Source organism: Flavobacterium segetis (assembly GCF_900129575.1).
GTDB classification, from domain to species: Bacteria; Bacteroidota; Bacteroidia; order Flavobacteriales; family Flavobacteriaceae; genus Flavobacterium; species Flavobacterium segetis.
In genome coordinates this window covers 234,872-258,235 of the sequence record NZ_FQWE01000005.1, presented here as the reverse complement: position 1 = coordinate 258,235, position 23,364 = coordinate 234,872, and the positions used below count along the sequence as shown (strand labels likewise).

At 31.6% G+C, this 23,364-nt stretch carries 15 protein-coding genes; 8 read left to right on the top strand and 7 right to left on the bottom strand.

Going from position 1 to position 23,364, the window contains the following annotated elements; all coding sequences use genetic code 11:
- Positions 1-191 precede the first annotated feature (191 nt).
- Complete coding sequence (locus BUA99_RS09165) at positions 192-917, bottom strand: bacteriorhodopsin-like (protein WP_072991186.1); 726 nt, start codon at positions 915-917, stop codon at positions 192-194.
- Between the two features lie 112 nt (positions 918-1,029).
- Here BUA99_RS09165 and BUA99_RS09160 point away from each other — a divergent pair, with 112 nt between their 5' ends.
- Positions 1,030-1,926 (top strand): Brp/Blh family beta-carotene 15,15'-dioxygenase, encoded by an 897-nt coding sequence (locus tag BUA99_RS09160; protein WP_072991183.1) that lies wholly within the window; start codon positions 1,030-1,032, stop codon positions 1,924-1,926.
- 110 nt (positions 1,927-2,036) lie between these two features.
- On the opposite strand, the gene dnaK is transcribed toward BUA99_RS09160, so the two are convergent.
- Positions 2,037-3,923: a molecular chaperone DnaK gene (gene dnaK, locus BUA99_RS09155; RefSeq protein ID WP_072991180.1), complete on the bottom strand. Its 1,887-nt coding sequence runs from the start codon at positions 3,921-3,923 to the stop codon at positions 2,037-2,039.
- Positions 3,924-4,388: 465 nt separating this feature from the next.
- Between dnaK and BUA99_RS09150 the strand changes: the two genes are divergently transcribed.
- The 6 genes from BUA99_RS09150 (at position 4,389) to tamL (ending at position 13,966) form a co-directional block, all read left to right on the top strand.
- Positions 4,389-4,718 (top strand): hypothetical protein, encoded by a 330-nt coding sequence (locus BUA99_RS09150; RefSeq protein ID WP_072991178.1) that lies wholly within the window; start codon positions 4,389-4,391, stop codon positions 4,716-4,718.
- A gap of 130 nt (positions 4,719-4,848) precedes the next feature.
- Positions 4,849-5,286 carry an acyl-CoA thioesterase gene (locus BUA99_RS09145; RefSeq protein WP_072991175.1) on the top strand — a complete coding sequence of 146 codons (438 nt, stop codon included), beginning with the start codon at positions 4,849-4,851 and terminating at the stop codon, positions 5,284-5,286.
- Between the two features lie 77 nt (positions 5,287-5,363).
- A complete protein-coding gene (locus BUA99_RS09140) occupies positions 5,364-5,942 on the top strand; it encodes a cytochrome b/b6 domain-containing protein (protein WP_072991172.1) in 579 nt (192 codons plus the stop codon).
- 185 nt (positions 5,943-6,127) lie between these two features.
- On the top strand, positions 6,128-6,322 hold the full coding sequence (locus tag BUA99_RS09135) for a hypothetical protein (protein WP_072991169.1): 195 nt from the start codon (positions 6,128-6,130) through the stop codon (positions 6,320-6,322).
- 347 nt (positions 6,323-6,669) lie between these two features.
- A complete protein-coding gene (locus BUA99_RS09130; RefSeq protein WP_072991166.1) occupies positions 6,670-11,679 on the top strand; it encodes a translocation/assembly module TamB domain-containing protein in 5,010 nt (1,669 codons plus the stop codon).
- Positions 11,672-13,966: a translocation and assembly module lipoprotein TamL gene (gene tamL, locus BUA99_RS09125; RefSeq protein WP_072991163.1), complete on the top strand. Its 2,295-nt coding sequence runs from the start codon at positions 11,672-11,674 to the stop codon at positions 13,964-13,966. The genes BUA99_RS09130 and tamL overlap by 8 nt, the downstream gene beginning before the upstream one ends.
- Before the next feature lie 427 nt (positions 13,967-14,393).
- On the opposite strand, the gene BUA99_RS09120 is transcribed toward tamL, so the two are convergent.
- The 5 genes from BUA99_RS09120 to BUA99_RS09100 form a co-directional block, all read right to left on the bottom strand.
- Positions 14,394-16,430: a protein-disulfide reductase DsbD family protein gene (locus BUA99_RS09120; protein ID WP_072991159.1), complete on the bottom strand. Its 2,037-nt coding sequence runs from the start codon at positions 16,428-16,430 to the stop codon at positions 14,394-14,396.
- Complete coding sequence (gene tilS / locus BUA99_RS09115) at positions 16,427-17,740, bottom strand: tRNA lysidine(34) synthetase TilS (protein ID WP_072991156.1); 1,314 nt, start codon at positions 17,738-17,740, stop codon at positions 16,427-16,429. Before tilS ends, BUA99_RS09120 begins: the two co-directional genes overlap by 4 nt.
- Before the next feature lie 273 nt (positions 17,741-18,013).
- The gene (locus BUA99_RS09110) at positions 18,014-19,309 is read right to left on the bottom strand and encodes an anthranilate synthase component I family protein (RefSeq protein ID WP_072991153.1); all 1,296 of its coding nucleotides are present in this window, start codon (positions 19,307-19,309) and stop codon (positions 18,014-18,016) included.
- A 111-nt stretch (positions 19,310-19,420) separates the two neighbouring features.
- Positions 19,421-20,455 carry an LLM class flavin-dependent oxidoreductase gene (locus BUA99_RS09105; protein WP_072991151.1) on the bottom strand — a complete coding sequence of 345 codons (1,035 nt, stop codon included), beginning with the start codon at positions 20,453-20,455 and terminating at the stop codon, positions 19,421-19,423.
- Between the two features lie 170 nt (positions 20,456-20,625).
- Entirely contained in the window at positions 20,626-21,828 is a 1,203-nt protein-coding gene (locus BUA99_RS09100; protein WP_072991148.1) for an NAD(P)-dependent oxidoreductase, read from the bottom strand.
- Between the two features lie 241 nt (positions 21,829-22,069).
- Between BUA99_RS09100 and BUA99_RS09095 the strand changes: the two genes are divergently transcribed.
- Complete coding sequence (locus BUA99_RS09095) at positions 22,070-23,269, top strand: serine hydrolase domain-containing protein (RefSeq protein ID WP_072991146.1); 1,200 nt, start codon at positions 22,070-22,072, stop codon at positions 23,267-23,269.
- Positions 23,270-23,364 lie beyond the last annotated feature (95 nt).

Genomic DNA, 23,364 nt, shown 5'->3' with positions numbered 1-23,364 from the left:
TTTATAAGATCATCAGTAAAATATTGTAATTCAATTTTCTGAATAGTAATAATTTTTTAAATAATAATAATAATACCCTTTTAACTATTTATCATTTAAAATTTTAAGCGGTAATAGTTACGTAACTTTAAAATTAGACATAAAAAAACCGAACTATCTCTAGTTCGGTTTTTTAAAATTACTTATTGTAATTAGTCCTTAGAAGATTTAACAGCTAAGCTGTAAATAACTAAACCAAATCCAATTTTGTTGATAGCATCTGCAATGTTGTAAACTACATCAATGTTTCCAGATGGAATGAAACTGTTATACCATCCAGTTGTTCCCATCATGTATCCTAATGGATAGATTGACCAACCAACTAGTACGAACCAACATAAAATTTTGTGTGCTCTTAATACTTCTCCTCCAGCAGCGGTAGCTAATTTAGAAGCTTCTCCTAACCAGATTTCATAAACGATCAAGAAGTAAGCTAATCCAGAGATTAATCCCCAAAAAGCAGCACTATCAGGTGCAATAACTTCACCAATGTATCCTGTAACAAGCATTACAACAGAATACAGAATCATTTTCCATAAAAGAGATTGTTTTGCTCCTGCTACTTTAAGTATTAGGTAAAACTCTAAGCACATCAACGGCACAGTTAGTACCCAATCCACGTAACGGAAGAATGTTGGTGATTCTCCAAATGAAGCCCAATAATCTCTCATGTAGAAATAATGAACTGCGGCAATAAAGGTAATTAAACCTGAAACTAAAACTGATGTTCGCCATTTTTTGTCAAATTGGCTTAAGGATAAAAAGAAAAATGCTGATGCAGCCATCATAGCCATACAGCCTACGAAAAATGTAAAACCGACGTAATCTGTTGGTAACATCTTTCCAACTAATCCTGAGATAAACATAAAATTTGTCATAAATAATTAATTTAAATTGTTTTTTTGTTTAACCAAAAGTATAAAAAGATAAACGATAAAAAAAATTTTTGTTTACTATTTTTTCGCTATTTTTAAACATTAATTAAAATTTATGAAAAATTACCCCAAAATAGCACTTGTAGCAAGCTTCTTCGGATTATGGATGGATTCCTATTTTTCCCATCAAATCCAAATTATTTTAGGCTTTTTATTGATTTTTTCGTTTGGAATTCTACATGGCGCTAATGATTTACTACTTATAAAAAACATAGATGATAAAAACAAAGCTAAATCACCTATTAAAATTCTTATTTACTACGTTTTTGTTGTTTTAACAGGTGTAATTCTATTCTATATTATACCTCAATTTGCACTGTTATTATTTATTGTAGTTAGTTCTTATCATTTCGGTGAACAGCAATGGCAACATTTAAAACAAGATTTTCCAAAAATTGTAGTATTAACTTTTCAATTCTTGTACGGCTTTATCATTTTATTGTTACTATTTAATTTTCACACGGCCCAAGTACAAAACATAATATTCAAAATTACCAGCGTTACTATTCCCATTCAATATTTTTCATTAACACTCCAATTTGCAATACCTGTATTTATTACAATTAGCGCTTATATATTTTTAAAGGAAGACAAATGGAAGAAGAAAATATTTTTAGAGTTATTTTTTATGTTGTTATTTGTTGTTCTGTTTAAATCATCTAGTTTAATTTGGGGCTTCGCACTTTATTTTGTTTTATGGCACAGTATTCCATCGATAATAGATCAAATTACGTACTTGAATGGATCTTTTTCCATAAAATATTTTTATGAATATTGCAAAGCCGCTGGTATATACTGGTTCATTTCCATCGCTGGTATTGCAATGATCTATATCCTATTTAGAGAAGAACAGTTATTTAATGCGCTATTTTTCTCCTTCTTGGCTGCAATTACCTTTCCACATGCTTTAGTGATTATGCGCATGTTTAAGGGAAAAGTAAAAACTTCTTAAATTAATATTAGTTGCGTTTTATAAAAGCAAAAAAACCGTTTGCCTAAGGCAAACGGTTTCTATTACTAACAATGTAAAGAGGCGATAAATCGCGACTTTGAAATTATCTATTATTTTACTTCTTCAAATTCAACGTCTTCAACATTGTCTCCTTGAGTTGCTTCACCTTGTGGCTGAGCATCTGCTTGACCTTGCTCTCCTTCAGCGTACATAGCTTCAGTTGCTTTTTTCCAAGCAGCGTTGATGTTGTCTAATGCAGTTTGAATTGCAGGAATATCTTGAGATTGGTGAGCCATTCTCAATTCAGTTAATGCATATTCTACAGCAACTTTATTCTCATCAGATATTTTAACACCTAATTCTTTCAATTGAGTTTCAGTTTGGAAAATCATTCCATCTGCTTCGTTCAATTTTTCAGCTCTAGATCTCAACAATTTATCTGATTCAGCATTTGCTTCAGCATCTTGTTTCATTCTTTCAATTTCTTCAGATGTTAATCCAGAAGAAGCTTCGATACGAATATCATGAGATTTTCCAGTTCCTTTATCAGTTGCAGAAACTTTGATGATACCATTAGCATCAATATCAAAAGTTACTTCAATTTGTGGAACTCCTCTTGGTGCTGGTGGAATACCATCTAGGTTGAAACGACCGATAGTTTTGTTATCAGCAGCCATTGCTCTAGCTCCTTGAAGAACGTGAAGTTCAACAGTTGGTTGAGAATCAGCAGCAGTAGAGAAAACTTGAGATTTCTTAGTTGGAATAGTAGTATTAGACTCAATTAATGTAGTCATAACACCGCCCATAGTTTCGATACCTAAAGATAAAGGTGTAACGTCAAGTAACAATACATCTTTTACATCTCCAGAAAGAACTCCACCTTGAATAGCTGCTCCAATAGCAACAACTTCATCAGGGTTAACTCCTTTAGACGCTTTTTTACCAAAAAATTTCTCCACTTCTTCAGCAATTCTTGGCATACGAGTTGAACCTCCTACAAGAATAACTTCATCAATATCAGAAACTGATAAACCTGCATCTTTCAAAGCTCTAGCAACTGGTGCCATAGAACGTTTAACTAATGTATCAGTTAATTTTTCAAATTGTGCTCTAGTTAATTTTTTAACTAAGTGTTTTGGTCCTGAAGCCGTTGCAGTTACATAAGGTAAGTTGATTTCAGTTTCAGCAGAAGATGACAATTCTATTTTTGCTTTCTCAGCAGCTTCTTTTAAACGTTGTAATGACATTGGATCAAGACGTAAATCAATTCCTTCAGCAGCTAAGAAATCAGCAGCTAACCAGTCAATAATTTCATGGTCAAAATCATCTCCACCTAAGTGCGTGTCTCCGTTTGTAGATAGTACTTCAAAAACTCCGTCTCCTAATTCAAGAACAGAAATATCAAATGTACCTCCACCTAAATCATAAACAGCAATTTTTTGATCCGTTCCTTTTTTATCCAATCCATAAGCAAGTGCAGCTGCAGTAGGCTCATTGATTATACGCATTACTTTAAGACCTGCAATTTCGCCAGCTTCTTTTGTCGCTTGACGTTGTGCATCGTTAAAATAAGCAGGAACAGTAATAACTGCTTCTGTAACTGTTTGACCTAAATAGTCTTCAGCAGTTTTTTTCATTTTTTGAAGTGTCATAGCTGACAATTCTTGCGCAGAATACAAACGACCATCAATGTCAACACGTGGCGTATTGTTGTCCCCTTTTACAATTTTATAAGAAACTCTTTTTGACTCAGCGGAAACTTCACCAAAACCTTGTCCCATAAAACGTTTGATAGAAGCAATAGTCTTAGTTGGGTTAGTTACTGCTTGTCTTTTAGCAGGATCACCCACTTTAATCTCTCCACCTTCAACAAAAGCGATGATAGATGGTGTAGTTCTTTTTCCCTCTGCATTAGGAATAACAACTGCTTCGCTACCTTCCATTACAGAAACACAAGAGTTTGTAGTACCTAAATCAATTCCGATTATTTTACCCATTTTTACTATATTTAAATTTTATTATATACTGTTTTTAATAACTCAAAGTCGGTAAGTCAATCTTTATGCCAATACAAATGACGCTATTGATTTGTCAGTTTGTATTAAAGTTGGCGGAAATAGATATGACAAGTTGACATTTCTAACTGACTAAAACATGGAAGTTTTGAGCGATTTCAACTGTTTAGAAAAGTTATTTATCCTTTAAAGCAAAATTAATAAGTGCTTTCAAATAACTTAAAAAACGTATTAAAGACCACATTTTTTAAGCTTAGTTTTTATCAAAAATTACGTCTTTATAGTAATGACACTAATTAAAAATAGTATAATATTTTATTTTATTAGATTATATTCACATTAAAAGAATTGCTTTAACACAGATTTTCAGTTGTAAAAAGTGTTATCGCTTGAAACAACACACGAAATTTTCGATCTAATTTATATATTTGGGCAAAAACTAAAATAATGAAATTTTCAACAATCCAACTCGGAAATAACAAAATAGAAGTCTTTAACTCGTTTTTAGGACGAGAGTCAATTGTGCTCAATGGAAAAATTGTGTCTGAAAAAAGCTCAATTAGCGGCGCTAAACACACCTTTACGATGTTTGAAAGTGACCGAAAAGTAGACTGTAAATTAAACTTAGATTACGGAGCTACTGGAGTCGTTATGGATCTATATGTTGACAATATTGCGATTATAGAATCTCCTAGAAGTTCTCTATTACTAATTTTTGTGATAATAGCTTTTATAATTGGTATTGTAGCTGCACAGATACTGTATCACAATTACTAAATTACAAATGTAAAATGTGATAATTTTACAAAAAAAAGAGAAGTGCTAAAACTCTAAGGTCACTGTGAATTGACTATTTTTACGTTTGAATCAATTAATATCAATACACATTTCAAATTTTTTACTTTATATGATGTCTTTCAGCAAACACTTATCTTTTCGTTGGTCGGATTTAGATCCAAATTTTCACATTCGTCACAGTGCTTATTATGATTTTGGTGCGCAACATCGAATCGAAATCCTAGAAGGTTTAGGATTGACGATGCAAGTGCTACAAAAGCAACACTTTGGGCCTATTCTTTTTCGAGAAGAATGTGTATTTAAAAAGGAAATAAAACTTTCTGATAAAATAACGATGCAAACTAAAATTTCAAAAATGAAACCTGATGCATCTCGATGGTCAATAGTACATGAATTTTTAAACGATGAAAATGCAATTTGCGCAATAATTACCGTTGATGGGGCTTGGATGGACACAAAATTACGAAAAATAGCTAATCCTACTCCTGAAGTTGCAGTCCAAGCAATCAGTCTATTTCCAAAAAGTGAAGAATTCATCACCCTTTAAATCTCGTAGCAAATTGAACATTAGAATAATTATTTTTATGTAACTGAGTTTTAAACATCAATTTTACACAATAAATTATGAAAAATAGAGATTTTTCCATTATTTTTAGAATAATGCACTGGTCGATTGCTATTTGTTTTACAGTGATGCTAATAACAATATTTTTGAGACTAACATGGATGAATAAAAATCATGTAGCAGAAATTATTCAAGAATATCTTGCCACTACAGATCAATCTTTATCAAAAGACCAATTAATTACACTCGCCAAAAAAATAAGAAAACCAATGTGGGATTGGCATATTTATTTCGGTTACGCTTTGGTAGGGCTTTACACCATAAGGTTGATTCTCCCGCTTTTCGGACAGATGAAATTTATAAATCCATTTGCAGTGGGACTATCCTCAAAACAGCGATTTCAATATTGGGTTTACCTTATTTTTTACGGATGTGTAGCCATCTCTTTGATAACCGGTTTAATTATTGTTTTAGGGCCTAAAAACCTAAAAGATGCAATGGAGCAAATTCATGTTTTGTCAATTTATTACTTATTAACGTTCATTGTCTTACATTTGGGAGGCGTTCTGCTGGCAGAATTTACGGAACAAAAAGGTTTAATTTCGACGGTTATAAGTGGTCCCAAAAAAGGTGTTTAAAATAAAACATTCATAAAATTAAGTGCGTTAAATAATTACTCTTGAATGTTTTTCTTTCTAATTATTAGTGCTCGAAGTTTTATCTTATTTTATCATTAACAAAAATTTTGTAACATTAGTTAGAAATAGTATAACAGCAATAATATTTCAGTACGTATCTTTATAAAAATTAAAAGTAAAAAGCTATGAACTCAAAACATCAAAACCCGCAGAAGCCTAATCAAACACATTCCGATAATAGAAGCGACATGAGAAAACATGAGTATAAAGATTTTGAAGAAGTGTTAAAAAACGATGAAAATTACGATGTTGATACTCAAAAATTTAAAGGAGAAAAACCAGACTGGGACGACAAATTAAATAATGAAGAAAAGAAATAATCTTTTTTTTACAAACGCCTTTCTAAATTTTAGCAAGGCGTTTTTTTATTTCGCAATGAACGTTTAAATCGTATATTTTATTATTCCTATTTAAATTATCCTACCATAAATCACTTAGGCTTTGATTCTGATCTGATTTCATAAACAAAAATTCCCGTAAGATTTGAAATTTAAAAAGCTTGTAAATTCTAAGTTAAAATTTACCCAAAATTAAAATTCTATAATAAATTTTTAAAAAGATATAAATACATCCACACTGCAATTTATGATCTTTATCTCCTATCGTGACAATTTGATAAGTTGTAATTATCATTGAAAAACGCTAATTTTAGCAAAAAAAATCTCATTTGAAAAAATATTTTAAGAAAGGTGCGAAAATAATACTTTGGGTCATCGCATCTATTGTAATGCTGTTTTTAATTGGAGTAGTTGCAATTCAGATACCAACTGTTCAAAGCTATGCTAAGATGAAAGCAGTTAATTTTATACAAGAAAAAATTAAAACTAAAGTATCTATTGACCGAATCGAGATTGGTTTTCCAAAAAAAATTATTTTAGAAGGAATTTATTTTCAAGATCAGACTAAAGATACCTTAATTGCTGGGGAAAAACTCGCAGTCGACATAAGTTTATTTCAATTAGTAAACAATAAAGTTAATATAAATTCTGCTCATTTAGAGGGAATTACAGTTAATATAAATAGAAATTCAAATTATAAATTTAATTTTGATTACATCATCGATGCTTTTGCTTCATCTGAAAAGTCTAAAAATAATTCTACACCAATAAAATTTTCTGTAAATGAAATTGAACTTGATCGAATACATTTTAATTTCGATGATGCCACAACTAAAAATAGAATAATTGCAAATTTAAATCACTTTCAGACTACAATTAAAACATTTGATTTGGACAAAATGAATTTTGAAGTTCCAAAAACAAAAATCAATGGCTTAAAATTAAATGTAAAACAAGGTATTACCCCATCACCTATTCCTAATAAAGTGAGTACAAATCAATCAGAGTTTAACTTAAAATTAAAATTAGATGAAATTGATTTATCAAAAATTGATCTTACTTATAAAAATGAACAGTCGAAATTATCTACAGCTTTTTATTTAAAGAAGTTGATAGCGAAAATTGACAAAATGGATTTGAACAATCAATTTGCTATTGTTGAAAGCATAAAGTTAACAGGACTAGAAGGAAATCTTTCTCTTGATAAAGCATTAAAAATAATTTCCAAAACAAAAACAGTGTCAACTGAACCTAATCGCTGGCAAGTAAAAGTTAATAATGCTACAGTAAATAGAGTAAATTTTAAATATGATAATAATAATGTAGCGGAAAGTGAAAAAGGCGTTGATTATAACCACTTAGATATAAAAAAACTAAATTTAGAGTTAGAGTCTTTCAATTACAATCCTGAAAACATATCCGGTTTAGCTAAGTCACTCACGGTAAAAGACAAAAGTGGTTTAAATATTCAAAAATTAACAACTGAATTTTTCTACGGTTCAAAGAATGCGTTCTTTAAAAAATTATATTTAAAAACACCTCAAACTGAATTACAAGACGAAATTAAAATTGGCTATCCATCAATTGCATCATTAGCAAAAAATCCAGAAGAATTAAGTTTAAATGCTAATTTTAAGAATAGCAAATTAGGTGTAGCTGATATTTTACTTTTTGCTCCCACTTTGAGTAACATTAATCCTTTTAGTAGTAATCCAAATGCAATTTTACTTGTTAATGGCAAAATTACAGGAAAAGTAAAAAATATGATCTTCCCTTCGATAGCTATTAGTGGCGTAGGTGAAACAAAATTAATGGCAAGCGGAAGGATTACAGGTTTACCAGATATAAATAAAACAATTTTTGATTTAGACATTAAAGATTTACAATCTACAGCGAAAGATTTTAATAGTTTTTTGCCAAAAGGCACAGTACCAAAATCTATTCAGCTACCAGCAAAATTTGCCGTTAAAGGAATATTCAAAGGTACTATTACTGATTTTTATACCAATATGAATTTAACAAGTAGTTTTGGTAATGCTAAAATGATAGCCAAATTTGATCAAAGTAGGAAAAATTTCGAAAAATATGATGTAGAAACAGAATTGAAAAATTTTAATTTAGGAAAATTAATTAAAAATGATTCTGTGGGCAACGTAACTTTAAAAGCTCATATTAAAGGAACTGGTTTTAATCCAAAAACTGCTGTTGCGACAATAAATGGGACTCTTATGAAAGCCTATTTTAATAATTACACTTATAAAAATCTTAGTCTCAAAGGAGCTATCAAAAGTGGAAATTTTAATGCTATAGCTGCTGCAAAAGATCCGAATCTTGCTTTTACTCTAGTTAGTAGTGGAAATTTTAAGGATAAATATCCAACTGCAAAATTAAAGTTAAATATAGATATTGCCGATTTAGAAAAATTAAACTTACACGCAGGACCGTTAAAAATTAGAGGAATAGTTGATGCTGACATTCAATCTGCAAATTTAGATTACTTGAACGGTAGTGTAATTGCACATAGTATAAACGTTACTAATGCTAAAGATCAGTTTGCAATTGATTCCATAAGTGTTTTCGCAAAATCAACTGCTAAAAGAAATTCGTTAGTAATAAAATCACCATTTTTAGCTGCTGAAATAATAGGTAAATATCAACTCTCTAAAGTTGGTGCTGCGCTAACAAATTCGATTGCCACTTATTATGATAGTAATCCCAATGAAAAGAAGAAAACTTTACAGCCGCAGCAATTTAATTTCACAATTGCTATAAAAGATGATCCTATCTTATTTAAAGTTGTTCCTAACCTTAAAAGTTTAGAAACTATTACTTTAAATGGGAAATATAATTCTGTCAATGATACAATAGTCATAAACGGCGCCATTCCAAAATTAATATATGGAGAAAATACAATCGCTAATGCCATTTTAAAAATTGACACACAGGATAAAGCCTTGCTCTACGATTTAATTATTGATGATGTACAAAATAATTTATTGAAATTGCCATTTACAAGCGTTAGCGGCGCAGTAGCAAATAATATAGTGGATTATAAAATTATTTTGAAGGACTCAAAAGAAGTAGAACGCTATATTATTGGCGGTACGCTTACTTCACTGGATGGGAATAATGATGTAAATATCGATATTGACAATTTGTTGCTGAATTATGAATTTTGGAAAATAGATCCTGAAAATGTAATTAGTTTTGGAAAAAAAGGCATTTTCATTGATCAATTTGATTTAAGTAAGGCTGGAAGTAGTATTTCAATTCAATCAGAAACCAAAAGTAAAAATGCACCCATTTCAGTAGATTTCAAAAATTTTAATATAAGCACTATTACAAGTTTTGTAGAGAAAAATGATCTACAATTAAGCGGAGAAATAAATGGTAATGCATCTATAAAAGATTTAACTGCAACTCCTCTTTTTACTTCTGACTTAAACATTGAAAACTTTACATTTAAAAAAGATACTGTTGGAAATATCAATATTCAGGTAAAAAATAATATTGCAAATGATTACAATGCGCAAATCAAAATAACAGGCTTAGGGAATCAAGTCAATCTGGATGGAATATATAGAACTACTCAAAGTAGTTTTAATATGAATTTAGATATTGAACAATTAAATTTAAAAAGTATTCAAGGATTCACTTTAGATAATTTAAAGGAGAGTACTGGTTTTCTAAATGGTAATTTTAAGATAACTGGAAATATTAACGAGCCAGTTGTTATTGGAGAACTACAATTTAATGATATTGGATTTAAAGCGACTCAACTTAATGCCACGTTCAAATCTATCAACGATAATATTAAATTTACCGGCGAAGCAATTCTTTTTAATAATTTCACAATAAAGGATGAAAATGATAATGAGTTAGCAATTAATGGTAAAATTAATAGTCCAAATTTTAGAAATTTTGGGTTTGATTTAAACGTTGATGCTGATAACTTTAAAGCAGTAAATTCAAAAGCGAAAGACAATGATTTATATTACGGCGAACTGTATTTAGACAATCATTTAAAAATAACTGGAAATTTAGACAATCCAGTGGTTGAAGGAAATATTAAAATTAACAAAGACACTAAGTTTACTATTGTCTTGCCACAATCTGATCCATCAATTGCTGATCGCGAAGGTATTATTGAATTTATAGATCAAGATAACCCTAAAATTGAACAGAAAGTTACTTTGAATGAAATGAGTAGCGATTCGGACATAAAGGGAATCAATGCCGCTGTGACTATTGAAATCGATAAAGACGCAGAATTATCGATGGTAATTGATAAAGCAAATGGAGATTTTTTAAAACTAAAAGGAGAAGCTGACTTAAGCGGTGGAATTGATCCTTCTGGCAAAACAAGCTTAACCGGAAGATATGAATTATCTGAGGGAAGCTATGAAATGAATTTTAATGCAATCAAGAGAAAATTTGACATCAAAGAAGGAAGCTATATTTTGTGGACTGGTGAACCAACAATGGCCGATATTAACATTACCGCAATCTATAAAACAGAGGCCGCTCCTATTGACCTAGTAAGTGACCAACTTGGAGCAGTTACTAGTGCAGTGAGAAACACATACAAGCAAAAAATTCCGTTTGAAACAAATTTGAAAATGACAGGAGAATTAATGAAACCAAATATTTCTTTTGACATTATATTACCTGATGGAAATAACAGCGTTTCTAATGAAATTATCAATTCAACTCAGGCGAAATTGACACAATTGAGACAGCAAACTGATGAGATGAACAAGCAAGTTTTTGCTTTGTTACTTCTTAATCGATTCATAGGTGAAAATCCTTTTGCCAGTGAAAATGAAGGAACAAATATTTCATCAATTGCACGAGAAAGTGCCAGTAAAATTCTATCTGAACAACTTAATAATTTAGCGGGAGATTTAATTGAAGGTGTCGAATTAAATTTTGATTTAGCTACATCTGATGATTATACTACAGGAAAACGAGAAAGTAAAACCGATCTAAATGTAGGTATCTCTAAAAAATTATTAAACGACCGCTTAAAGGTTACTGTAGGAAGTAGTTTTGGTATTGAAGGACCACAACAAGCAAATCAAAATGCTAACAACATTGCTGGAGATGTATCATTAGATTACCAACTTTCAAAAGATGGAAGGTATAAAGTTCGCGTTTATCGTGTAAATAAATACCAAGTTGCACTTCAGGGTGAAGTTGTAGAAACAGGAATAGCTTTTATAATTACTTTAGATTATAATAAATTCAAGGAGTTATTTACAAAAATTCAGTCAAAAAAAGCAAATTCAAAAGCAAATTCAAAAGCTAAAAAAGGATCAAAAACAAAATCAAATGAATAAGAGCAACTTACTATATTTTATTCTTATTACTATATTATTGTCATCATGTAGTAACACTCGTTTCTTACCAGATGGAGAATTATTATATACCGGTGCAACGATTAAAATGGAAGGTGAGCAAACATCCAAAAAAGAGAAAAAAGAATTAAAAACCCAATTGAAAGATTTAGTCCGACCGAAGCCTAACAAAACACTATTGGGTCTACGTCCAAAATTATATATTTATAATTTGGCCGGTACGCCAAAGAAAGAAAAAGGATTGCGCTACTGGCTGAAAAATAAAGTAGGAGAAGCTCCCGTTTTATATAGTCAAGTGGACCTTGAATATAATAAAAGCGTGCTTCAGAATTTTACAGAAAACAGTGGATACTTTAATGCAAAAACTATAGCTGATTCAACGAGAAGAGGTGAAAAAGCTAGTGTTACTTATGATGTAAATCCTGCCAAACAATACAAAATAAAAGATATAAAATTCCCTACTGACTCAACAGTGCTTGCAAAAGCTGTTGCAAAAACAAAGCCTAGAAGTTTGTTAAAGAAAAATGATGGCTATAATTTAGAAGTAATAAAACAAGAACGTATCCGTATTGACGGTAGATTGAAGGAAAAAGGATTTTATTATTTCAATCCTAATTATTTGCTAATCCAAGTTGATAGTACTGTAGCTGATCATCAAGTAGATCTTATTGTTAAGTTAAAAGATGAAACTCCAGAACTTGCAGAAACTCCATACAAAATCAATAAAATTATTGTTTATCCAAACTATGCCATTGGTAATGACAGTATAAAAAGTGTCGATACTGCAGTTACAACTTACAAGGATTTTACAATAATTGATCCTGAAAATTTATACAAACCACGAATTTTTGATCGGGCATTATCCTTTAAAAAAAATGATTTATACAATCGAACTGATCATAACTTAGCTTTAAACCGATTAGTAAATTTAGGGACGTTTAAGTTTGTAAAAAACCAATTTAAAGTTTCTGACACGACAGGAAATTATCTCGATGCTTATTATTACTTAACACCATTACCTAAGAAATCATTACAACTCGAATTACTTGCAAAGACAAATTCGGCTAATTATACCGGAACTGAGCTAAATTTAAATTGGAGCAATCGCAACGCTTTTAGAGGTGCAGAACTATTGACGATTTCTGCTTTTGGTGGACTTGAAGTTCAAGTTTCCGGACAAAATAATGGCTTTAATGTTTACCGTTTTGGTACAGAAGCAAATCTGATTTGGCCCCGACTTGTCGCACCATTTAAATTTAATTCACCAAGCGGTTTTATTCCTAAAACTAAAGTAACGCTAGGATATGAATTCCAAAACAGAACAAAATTGTATTCATTACAAACTTTTAAGGGGTCTTATGGCTATCTCTGGAAAGAAAACGAAAGAAAAGAACATTTACTTAATGTAACAGAAATCACATTTGCAAGTCCACAAAATGTTACTGCATTATACAAGTCGAAAATTCTTGAAAATCCATCATTAGGAAAAGTAATTGAGAAGCAATTAATATTTGGACCTACTTATTCCTACACCTATACAAACACCGCGCAGAAAAGAAAAAAACATACCTTTTATTACAAAGGAGCTATTGATTTAGCAGGAAATTTAACTGGGTTAACGACGGGTGCCAATATTAGAAAAGGTGATACTATTAAAGTTTTCGGAGTTCCATTTAGTCAATTTATTAAGATAGAAAATGATTTTAGACATTATCTTAAATTAGGATCTGATTCTCAACTAGCTAGTAGAATTATTGTAGGCGCAGGATACACATATGGCAATTCCAGTGAAATGCCTTTTATTAAGCAATTTTTTATAGGTGGAACAAATAGTCTACGTGCCTTTCGAGCACGATCAATAGGTCCAGGAAGTTTTGATGGAGCTGCTAGTAGTAGTAGCAGCTTTTTACCAGATCAGTCTGGTGATATAAAATTAGAGCTCAATACAGAATATCGTGCTAAAATTTATGGATTAGTAAAAGGTGCACTTTTTATTGATGCTGGCAATATTTGGCTATTAAATGACAATTTAGAAAAACCAGGAGCAAAGTTCTCTAAAAAATTTCTTAGTGAAATGGCTGTTGGCGCCGGTGCTGGACTGCGGTTTGACTTTTCTTTCTTAGTTTTACGAACTGATTTAGCCTTCCCTATTCGGAAACCAAATTTATCAGAAGGTAATAGATGGGTTTTAGATAAGGTCAATTTTGGAAATGGACCGTGGAGAAAAGAAAATTTAATTTTCAATTTAGCAATTGGTTACCCTTTTTAATGATTAAACCCGGTAACTATTTTAGTCTAGTTAGAACAGAAATTATTATATACTACTTCATTACATTGAAGGTTATTTTCTGGTACTGTTATTTATTCTACCGCAACCTATTCAGTGAAGATATAAGTAAATTAAATATTCTACTACATCAAGAAAAGTCATGAAAACTAATAAAATTATATATTTTGTAAAAAACTAAGTGTTCTGTTACCCTATATATTCGTATTTTAAAGTGAATAAAATAAGACTATAAAATTACTTTGATTCAATAGTAAAACGATTCTTTTTTTGACTTTGTCACTTGTAAACTTTCAACTTACGTACATGTAAAGAATTACTTCAACTTTAAATAAAAATTACACTAATTTTTACAATAAAATTTGTAAAAATAGTGCAATTTTTAAATGACATGTGTTAATAGCTAAAACTAATTTTCTTTTTTGAAGCGATCAATTCCCTCCCTTAGCCACGCTTTGTACTCATCAATATTGGAGTTATAACTTTCAGGCTTATTAGACAACATGGTGCCTTCAGTATCTAAAACAATATAATAAGGTTGCGCATTAGCTTTGAATTTAGTAATCTGAAAGTCACTCCACTTATTGCCAATACTGGTTATTTCCTTACCTGTTTCTTTAGAAATATACTGTTCACTTTTCGGCAATTCTTTTTTGGAGTCAACATATAACGAAATTAAAACTATTTCATCTTTTAATATCTTTAACACCGCAGGATCTGACCAAACATAGTCTTCCATTTTTCTGCAATTTACACATGCATATCCTGTGAAATCAAGTAGAATAGGCTTGTTTACTGATTTGGCATAAGCCACACCTTTATCATAATCTTCAAAAGCAACCAAGTCATGAGGTCCTAAATGTGCACCTTCTGGTAAATCTTGATTTGTAGTAGCAGAACCTCCTTTTGAATTACCAACTCCGTATGGACTTTCGCTATAGGTCATTGGCGGTGGAAAACCAGAAATCACTTTCAATGGAGCTCCCCAAAGTCCCGGAATTAAATAAATTGTGAACGCCAGAACAACTAATCCAAATGACAATCTACCAACACTTATATGAGTGATAGGACTATCGTGTGGCAGCGTGATCTTGCCAAATAAGTAAAATGCTAAAGTTCCAAAAATAGCGATCCAGATAGCCAAGAAAACTTCTCTTTCTAAGAAATGCAATTGTAAAACCAAATCAGCATTAGATAAAAACTTGAATGCCAAAGCTAATTCTAAAAATCCTAAAACCACTTTTACGGTATTTAACCAACCACCCGATTTTGGTAATGAATTTAACCAACCTGGAAACATAGCAAACAACATAAATGGTAGCGCTAATGCCAATGAAAATCCAAACATACCTATAACTGGTGCAATTCCTCCTTTAGAAGCGGCCTCTACTAAAAGTGTTCCTACTATAGGTCCAGTGCATGAAAATGAAACGATTGCTAAAGCTAAAGCCATGAATAAAATTCCTATTATTCCACCTCTATCGGCTTGACTATCTACTTTATTTGCCCATGAATTTGGCAACATTATTTCGAAAGCACCTAAAAACGAAGCTGCGAAAGTCACTAAAATAATAAAGAAAATTATATTAAACCAAACATTAGTGGACAACGCATTCAGCGCATCGGCACCAAAAATCCATGTCACCAAAAGTCCTAAAACAACATAAATAAAAATAATAGAAACACCGTAAATAATAGCGTTACTAATTCCCTTCGCTCTGGTTTTACTTTGTTTTGTAAAAAAACTAACCGTCATAGGAATCATTGGAAAAACACATGGTGTGAGCAATGCTGCAAATCCAGAGAGAAATGCAATAAAAAATATTGACCACAAACCTCTTTGTTCCGTAGGTTTTGAATCAGCAACGACTACATCTTTTTGAGCAGATTGCGTGGCTTTTGTTTCATTTACATTTACTTCAGCCGTATCTACTGAAGCTGAATCAGCAGGATTTATATTAGCGGTTTCGGTACTTGAAATTGCATTAGGCGCAGTAATTACTGGAACTTTAAAAGTAAAATTTTTCTCAACATTAATACAGACCTCTTTACAAACTTGATAATTAAAATCGACTTTGATTTCCGTCAACTTTAGATTGGTGATGACAATCTCTTGTCGGATTTGCGCCTTCTTTTCAAAAAATGTTTCATTAACTTCAAATATATCATTAAAGGCAGTTCTGGTGTTACTTTCTTTGGCTTTGCCAACCAAATTAAAATTTCCTTTTTGATTTTTGAAAGCAATTTCTAGAGGCAGTGGTCCACCATCAGGAGTAAATTGTGAATATAAATGCCAGTCGTTTTCAATAACTGCGTCAAAAACTAAGACATAATTCGTTTCTGATTTTTTTTCTATTTTGCTTGTCCATTTTGCCGGATCTAGAATTTGTGAATTTACAGTGGCAAAAGCCAAAAAAGCGATCAGTATAAATAATAATTTCTTCATTCTTCTAATTCAATTTTAAGTATATTTTGTGTTGTGTTTTCAATTTTAAATCGCTCATCTTGCCTAATCCCAATAACCCAAACAATGGATGAATTAGAACATAAAAGCCACGTATTTTCTTTGTCTAACAACGATAGTTTTTCATCTTTAAAAAGTTTACTAATCTTTTTTGACTTTCCGCTCATACCAAAAGGTTGAAATTGATCTCCCTCTCTCCACTGACGCAAAACTAGCGGATATTGCAATTTATTTGAATCGACAAAGATAGTTTTATTTGATGCCGAACTTAGCTTAGCGGCTTTGTGAAATGATAGTTTTAAGGGAAAATTAACTTCTTGCAACTCTTCTTCTATAAAATACTCCTGTTTTTCTTTTTCAAAGTCTAATGGTGCTACAATCAAAAAATTTCGATCTTTGATTAAGCGATATTCTGCAGAAAAAACTTGCCTGCCGGATTGACTTTCAACTAATTTATAGATATCTTCCCAAGCCGTAAAACCAAATTCTCTAAGCCATTGGTATAAATATGATTTATAATTTGGTAATTTTTGTAGTTTTTTTATATCAAACTTAATATTTTGCTCCTCCTGACTTGCCACTTGCTGGTAAATCATAATTGTTGCATCCTCTATCATTGAGGCCGCTTCTTGCAAATAGTGTTGCGTTTTTTGGAATGACGAAAGAAAGTTTGGATTCAGTTCCTTAAACATTGGAACTAGGTTATGCCTAATTTTATTTCGCAGGTATTTATCAGATGCATTACTACTATCTTCACGCCATTGAACCGCGTTTAATTCAGCATAATTTTCAATTTCATGCTGGCTTAAAGCCAAAAGCGGACGTATTACTTTTTCGTTTTGTTTTGGAATCCCCGTTAATCCGTCTAACCCTGTTCCACGCGACAAGTTAATAAGAAAAGTTTCAAGATTGTCATCAGCATGATGCGCCGTTAAAATATAGTGATATTCGTCCGTTTCCAGCAATTCGTAAAACCAGTTATAGCGCAACTCTCGAGCGGCCACTTGTGTAGAAAGTTTGTAATCCTCAGCAAACGCTTTTGTGTCAAATTGTGTAATAAAAAATGGAATATCATTCGCAGCACCGTAATTCTGAACAAAATTTTGATCATCAAAACTTTCAAGTCCACGCAATTGAAAATTGCAATGAGCGATCGCTATTTCGTAGTTTAATTGCTGAAACAAATGAATCATAACCATACTATCTATTCCGCCACTGATGGCAAGCAGTAGCTTTTTACCATTTAAAAATGGAAATTTATGATGTAAGTGATTTTGAAATTTTTCTAGCATTATCAAATTTAATTAATTCATATTATTTTAAGCCAAATTTTTACAGAGAAACTCAAATTACAGTAGCCGTTTAATCACCTTTAGATTTGGAATAAAACCACTTCTAACGCTACAAATAAGTCTATTGAATAAGCATTCTATTTTTCAAACTATTATGCTCGTCAAGGTAATTAAGTTTTGTGGTGATGAAAATATACGATTTTTAATGCTGTTGAACTATTACAATCTATTTATTCAAGTAATTTGAGCAAATGTTTCCAATACTTAAAACTACTACACTAAATCCCCCAAAACTTTTCGCATCGCTCTGGCTTTTAGAAGGCATTCTTCGTATTCTTTTTCCGGAATTGAAAGCGAAGTGATGGCACTTCCCACGGAAAAAGAAACATATTTACGCTCCTGATTATACAAAATACTGCGAATGACTACGTTAAAATCGAAGTCCCCATCAGGTTTAAAATAACCCACTGCTCCACTATATAATCCACGTTTTGTTTCCTCTAATTCTTCAATTATTTTCATCGCCGCAATTTTTGGCGCACCGGTCATACTTCCCATCGGAAAAGTAGTTTTGATAACATCAACAGCAGCGTATTGATTTTCTATTTTTGATATAATAGTTGTGATCATCTGGTGTACTTGTAAAAACGAATAAATACCACATAACTCCGTTACTTCAACACTACCCTTTTGTGCTGTTTTTGATAAATCATTGCGTACAAGATCTGTAATCATAATATTTTCAGAACGTTCTTTCGGATCTGAAGCCAAATTATTTCTCGAATCCAAATCCTTAACTGAATCTGTAAATCGTTTTGCAGTTCCTTTAATTGGTTGCGAAATTATTCGGTCGCCATCTTTTCTTAAATACCGTTCCGGAGTTGCTGACAATAAGAAATGTTTGTCATTCTTAAAAAAAGTAGCAAAAGGAGGTTGCGAAATTTCATTTAGCAAACTAAACTTTTCAATAGGATTTATAATTGCATGCTCTGCAAAAAATTCCATACAAAAATTAAGTTCATAAATATCACCTCGCTGTATGTGTTCAATCGCATTAGAAACTTTGTTGATATATTCTTTTTTTGAAATTCGCTGCTGAACAATTAGTTTCTCTTCTAAATTTTCTTCTATATCAGGAGTCGTTGTTATTTTGCGAAAATCCATTTCTACTTCATCATCGCAAAAATTAAGATATTTAATTTCGAGTTGGTTTCCCTTCAATAAAAAAAGCTTTTTAGGTTGAAAAAAAAATAAATCGGGAAAATGAAGTCCGTCGAAATTTGTTGAGGATAATGATTCGGTGTTATTTTTTAAATCATAAGATAAATAACCAAAAAGCCAATCTTTACTGATTTGCTGGTACTGTTTTAAATCTTCAAAGGCATTGTGAAAATCGGTTTTCACAGAGGTAAATGCATCTACGGCAACAACACAATCGTAACTAGAATAAACCTGTGGATAGTCATTGCTGTCTAAATAAATAATTTCGCGGTACTGTTGTGACCAATATAAAAGCTGTTTTTTAAACAGTTTTGGATTGTCAACTGGCTTGTGAATAGAAGTTCTCAAAGAAGTGTTTGTATTTAAAATTCAAAATTACAATAAAAAACAAACCTTCAAAAATTGATTTCATTAAATGATGCTATTTATTTTGCAAATAATTTAATTAATTTTGCAAGACTAGTTTTGATGTAAAACTAGATCTTCGCGATCTACATTTATCGCATCGATAACTTCTTTCAATAATTGTATGCTTTTCAATTTGTCTTTATGATTAAAAATAGGACTTGTAACCATCAATTCATCAACTTGGGTATAATCGATAAATTGTTTCAAGAGCGCTTCCACTTTAGTTTTACTTCCTACAAATGAGCAAGCGGTCATTTGGTTTACCTGAAAGTGCTCTTGTTCAGTCATTATACCATCTAATGAGTCAAGCGGCGGTTGTAATGCTTTACGATCGTTTCTAATTAAATTTAGAAACATTTGAGTTAAACTGGTAGCTATTTTCTCGGCTTCTTGATCAGTATCTGCAACAATTGCATTCACGCAAGCCATCGTTTTTGGTTTGTTTAAATAATTTGAAGGTTCAAAATTTTCTCTATAATATTCAAAAGCTTGGTACATTTGCTTTGGTGCAAAATGTCCCGCAAAAGCGTATCGCAACCCCTTGGCTGCAGCCAAAGCGGCACTATCGATGCTTGATCCAAGAATCCAAATAGGAACATTTGTCCCTTCGGCAGGAAACGCTCTCACATTTGCAGCAGCATTATCAGTAGAGAAAAAATCCTCGAGCGCTTCAACATTTTGTGGGAAACGCTGCGACTGCTCGTAAAAATCTTTGCGAATTGCTTGAGCGGTTAATCCATCGGTTCCTGGCGCTCTACCCAAACCTAAATCAATACGATTAGGATATAAAATTTCTAGCGTTCCAAACTGCTCTGCTACAATTAACGGCGCATGATTGGGTAGCATAATCCCGCCTGAACCCACTCGAATAGATGAAGTTTGGCTGGCAATATAACCTATGAGCACTACGGTTGCAGTGCTAGCTACGTGAGCCATATTGTGATGCTCAGCCAGCCAAAATCTCTTGTAACCTAAACGATCGGCTAGTTGCGCTAATTCTTTAGTTTTTTTAAAAGTTTCTTGCGCATTGCTATCTTGGGAAATCACTGCTAACTCTAATATCGAAATGGGAATCGTCTTTTTCATGTTACTCATTTTCATAGTTGATACAAATTTACGCTTTTAACATCAGTGTTAATTTTATGTGGTGTTAAGAGATTTGTAATGTTTGAGAAATAAAAAGAGTACGGAAACAAATCTAACCAAAAAAAACCTGCAACTAATTGTGCAGGTTTGAAATTGTAATTTAAAAAAATTTACCTCCCATCTACATAATCTTGTAAATAACTAAATCGCGGCGTAAGCTTACCTTTTTCGGTAATTTTAGCTCTACGTAAAATTCCATCTTTGTCATCATTAAAAAAGGCAGGAATAACATGCTCTAGAAACATCTCTCCAAAACCATCACTGGCATCTTTAGGTAATTCGCAGGGTAAATTATCGACTGCCATCACGACAATTGCGGCAGGATGAAAAACATCAACTTCCTTGTTTTCATCAGGAAGATATCCGTATAATGGATCTGCAATTGTTGATGAGCGCAACGTACAGGCAATAGGACCATTTACATCACAAGAAATATCGGCCACCACTTTTATTTTACAATCAGTAGCTTTTAGCATTTCTTGAGTCAGTATTGCAGGCGCATTATTACCATAGAAATGACCCGTTATATAAATGTCAGTTACTTTTGTAAATTTTTCAAAATCAGAAACGTAATCTTTTGGATTTTGATAGAAATCAGTAAAATCCAATAATTGTTCGTCTTTACGTTTATTGTATTCTAAAACATCAATTTGTGTATAGACAGCTTGATCGTAGTTTTTTGTTAAATAATTTGCAGGGGAAACTTCTTTTATTTTTATGGCATCTAAAATTTCTTTTGCACCATTACCCACTTTTCCAGTTCCTGTTACAACAAATTTTAAAGGCGGTAAAACTAATCGCTTCAACTGAGTAATTAATGCCTCTTTTCCCGATAATGTTTCTGCTTTTGGTAATTTGAATAATTCAAATTTTATTCCAAAAGCTCTAATTCCATTATACGCCCCTACGATTCCAGCGTATCTCCCAAAACCAATTAGTCTTCGGTTTTCAGCATCGACAATCGTTTCATAATCGTAGAGATCAATATTTTTTTCCAGAACTGATTGTAGTAACTTTCTATTATAAGGTTGTTTCTTTATGGTATGAGAAAAAAAGAAATAGGACTTATTAGGAATTAAATATTCTATTGGCACTTCTTTTACTCCAAATAAAATATCGCAGTCACTTAAATCATCAGTTACTTCGATCCCGAGGCTTTGATATTGGGAGTCGTCAAAGATCCTGATATCTGAATGTTCAACTTTAACAGTGACATCTTGATAATTTTGTTTTAAAACTGCTAGTTCGCTAGGTGAAAAAACAACTCTCCTATCAGGCGGATTTTTACGTTCTTTTACTATTCCAAATTTCATACGTATCTAAGACTTTATTTCTGTTTACTTATTATTTTTCTCTAATTTGTTACAAATATAACATTTTCAATTAAAACATTTTTCACAAAATTATTTCATTTAAAAATATTTGCTGTTAATTGAATTTCAAAATATTGACAAATTTCATTAAAAAATATATTGCTAAAATAGTGTTAAGATTGAAAAAATAGTGATCCACATAGCACTGTTTATATATATTTGCGATTCTAGCAAAACTGAAATGATTTTTATAAAAAAAACAAAAATACTACATATATTTTTCCTGATAATAATTTTAAACTCTTGTGCCAAAGAGAAGAAAAAAGTTGAATTAAGTGATAATGAACTTCCAAAGACCACTTTGCCTAAAATGAAACCTTTAGCTAAAGTAGAACCTAAACTTACCGCCTCTTATATTTTTTTAAAAACACAAGAAATAAAGTCATTTTATTCTAAGAACTGGCCGAATAATAGTTTAAACGGAAGCTTTCTGGTAGCTCAAGATGGACAAATCATCTATGAAAAATATGAAGGTTACGCTAATTTTAGAGACAAAACCTTAATAACTAAATCTACACCACTTCATCTTGCATCAGTAAGTAAAGTGCTAACAGCGACAGCTATTTTGAAGTTAGTCAATGCAAAAAGAATAAGATTAGACCAAAAAGTGAACACCATACTGAAGGAATTTCCATATTCAGATATTACAGTTGAAACATTATTAAATCATAGAAGTGGTTTGCGTAATTACGCGTATTTCACGGATCGTGACAAGACGGTATGGGATAGACATAATATACTTACCAATAAAGATATTTTGAAAATCATGGCTACCAAAGATATTGGACTTGAGTTCAAGCCTGATACTCGTTTTAGTTATTGCAATACTAATTATGCAATGCTGGCGCTAATCATTGAAAAAGTGACAAAATTGTCTTATGAAAAAGCAATGGAACAAATGATTTTTAAGCCACTGGGCATGAAAAATACTTACGTTTTTAATTATGAGCGAGACAAAGATTCAGCTGTAACTTCCTATAAAGGAAACAAGGTAGAAATTGGATTAGATTATCTTGATGCAGTTTATGGAGATAAAAATATATACTCAACAGCTCGAGATATTCTAAAATTTGACCGTGCCAGAAATAATTCTAATTTTTTAACCCCAAAATTAAATGCGCTTGTTTACAAACCGTACAGTAATGAACGCAAAGGAACAAAAAATTATGGTTTAGGGATACGAATGGTAAATTTTGAAAATGGAGAAAATTTTTATTTTCACAATGGCTGGTGGCATGGAAACACCTCATCATACATTACACTTCAAAAAGAGGGTGTTACTATAATTGCGCTATCTAACAAATTTACTCGAAAAACGTATGATGTTAGGAAGGTCTCATCATTGTTTGGCAATTATCCTTTCCGAATTAAAGACGAATAATAAAAAATTATTAGTGCCAACTGCAAAGGTTTACTACTAAAAGTGAATTTTTATCAGTATCTTTGCAAACTCAAAATTAAAGTTTCGGTTTTGAT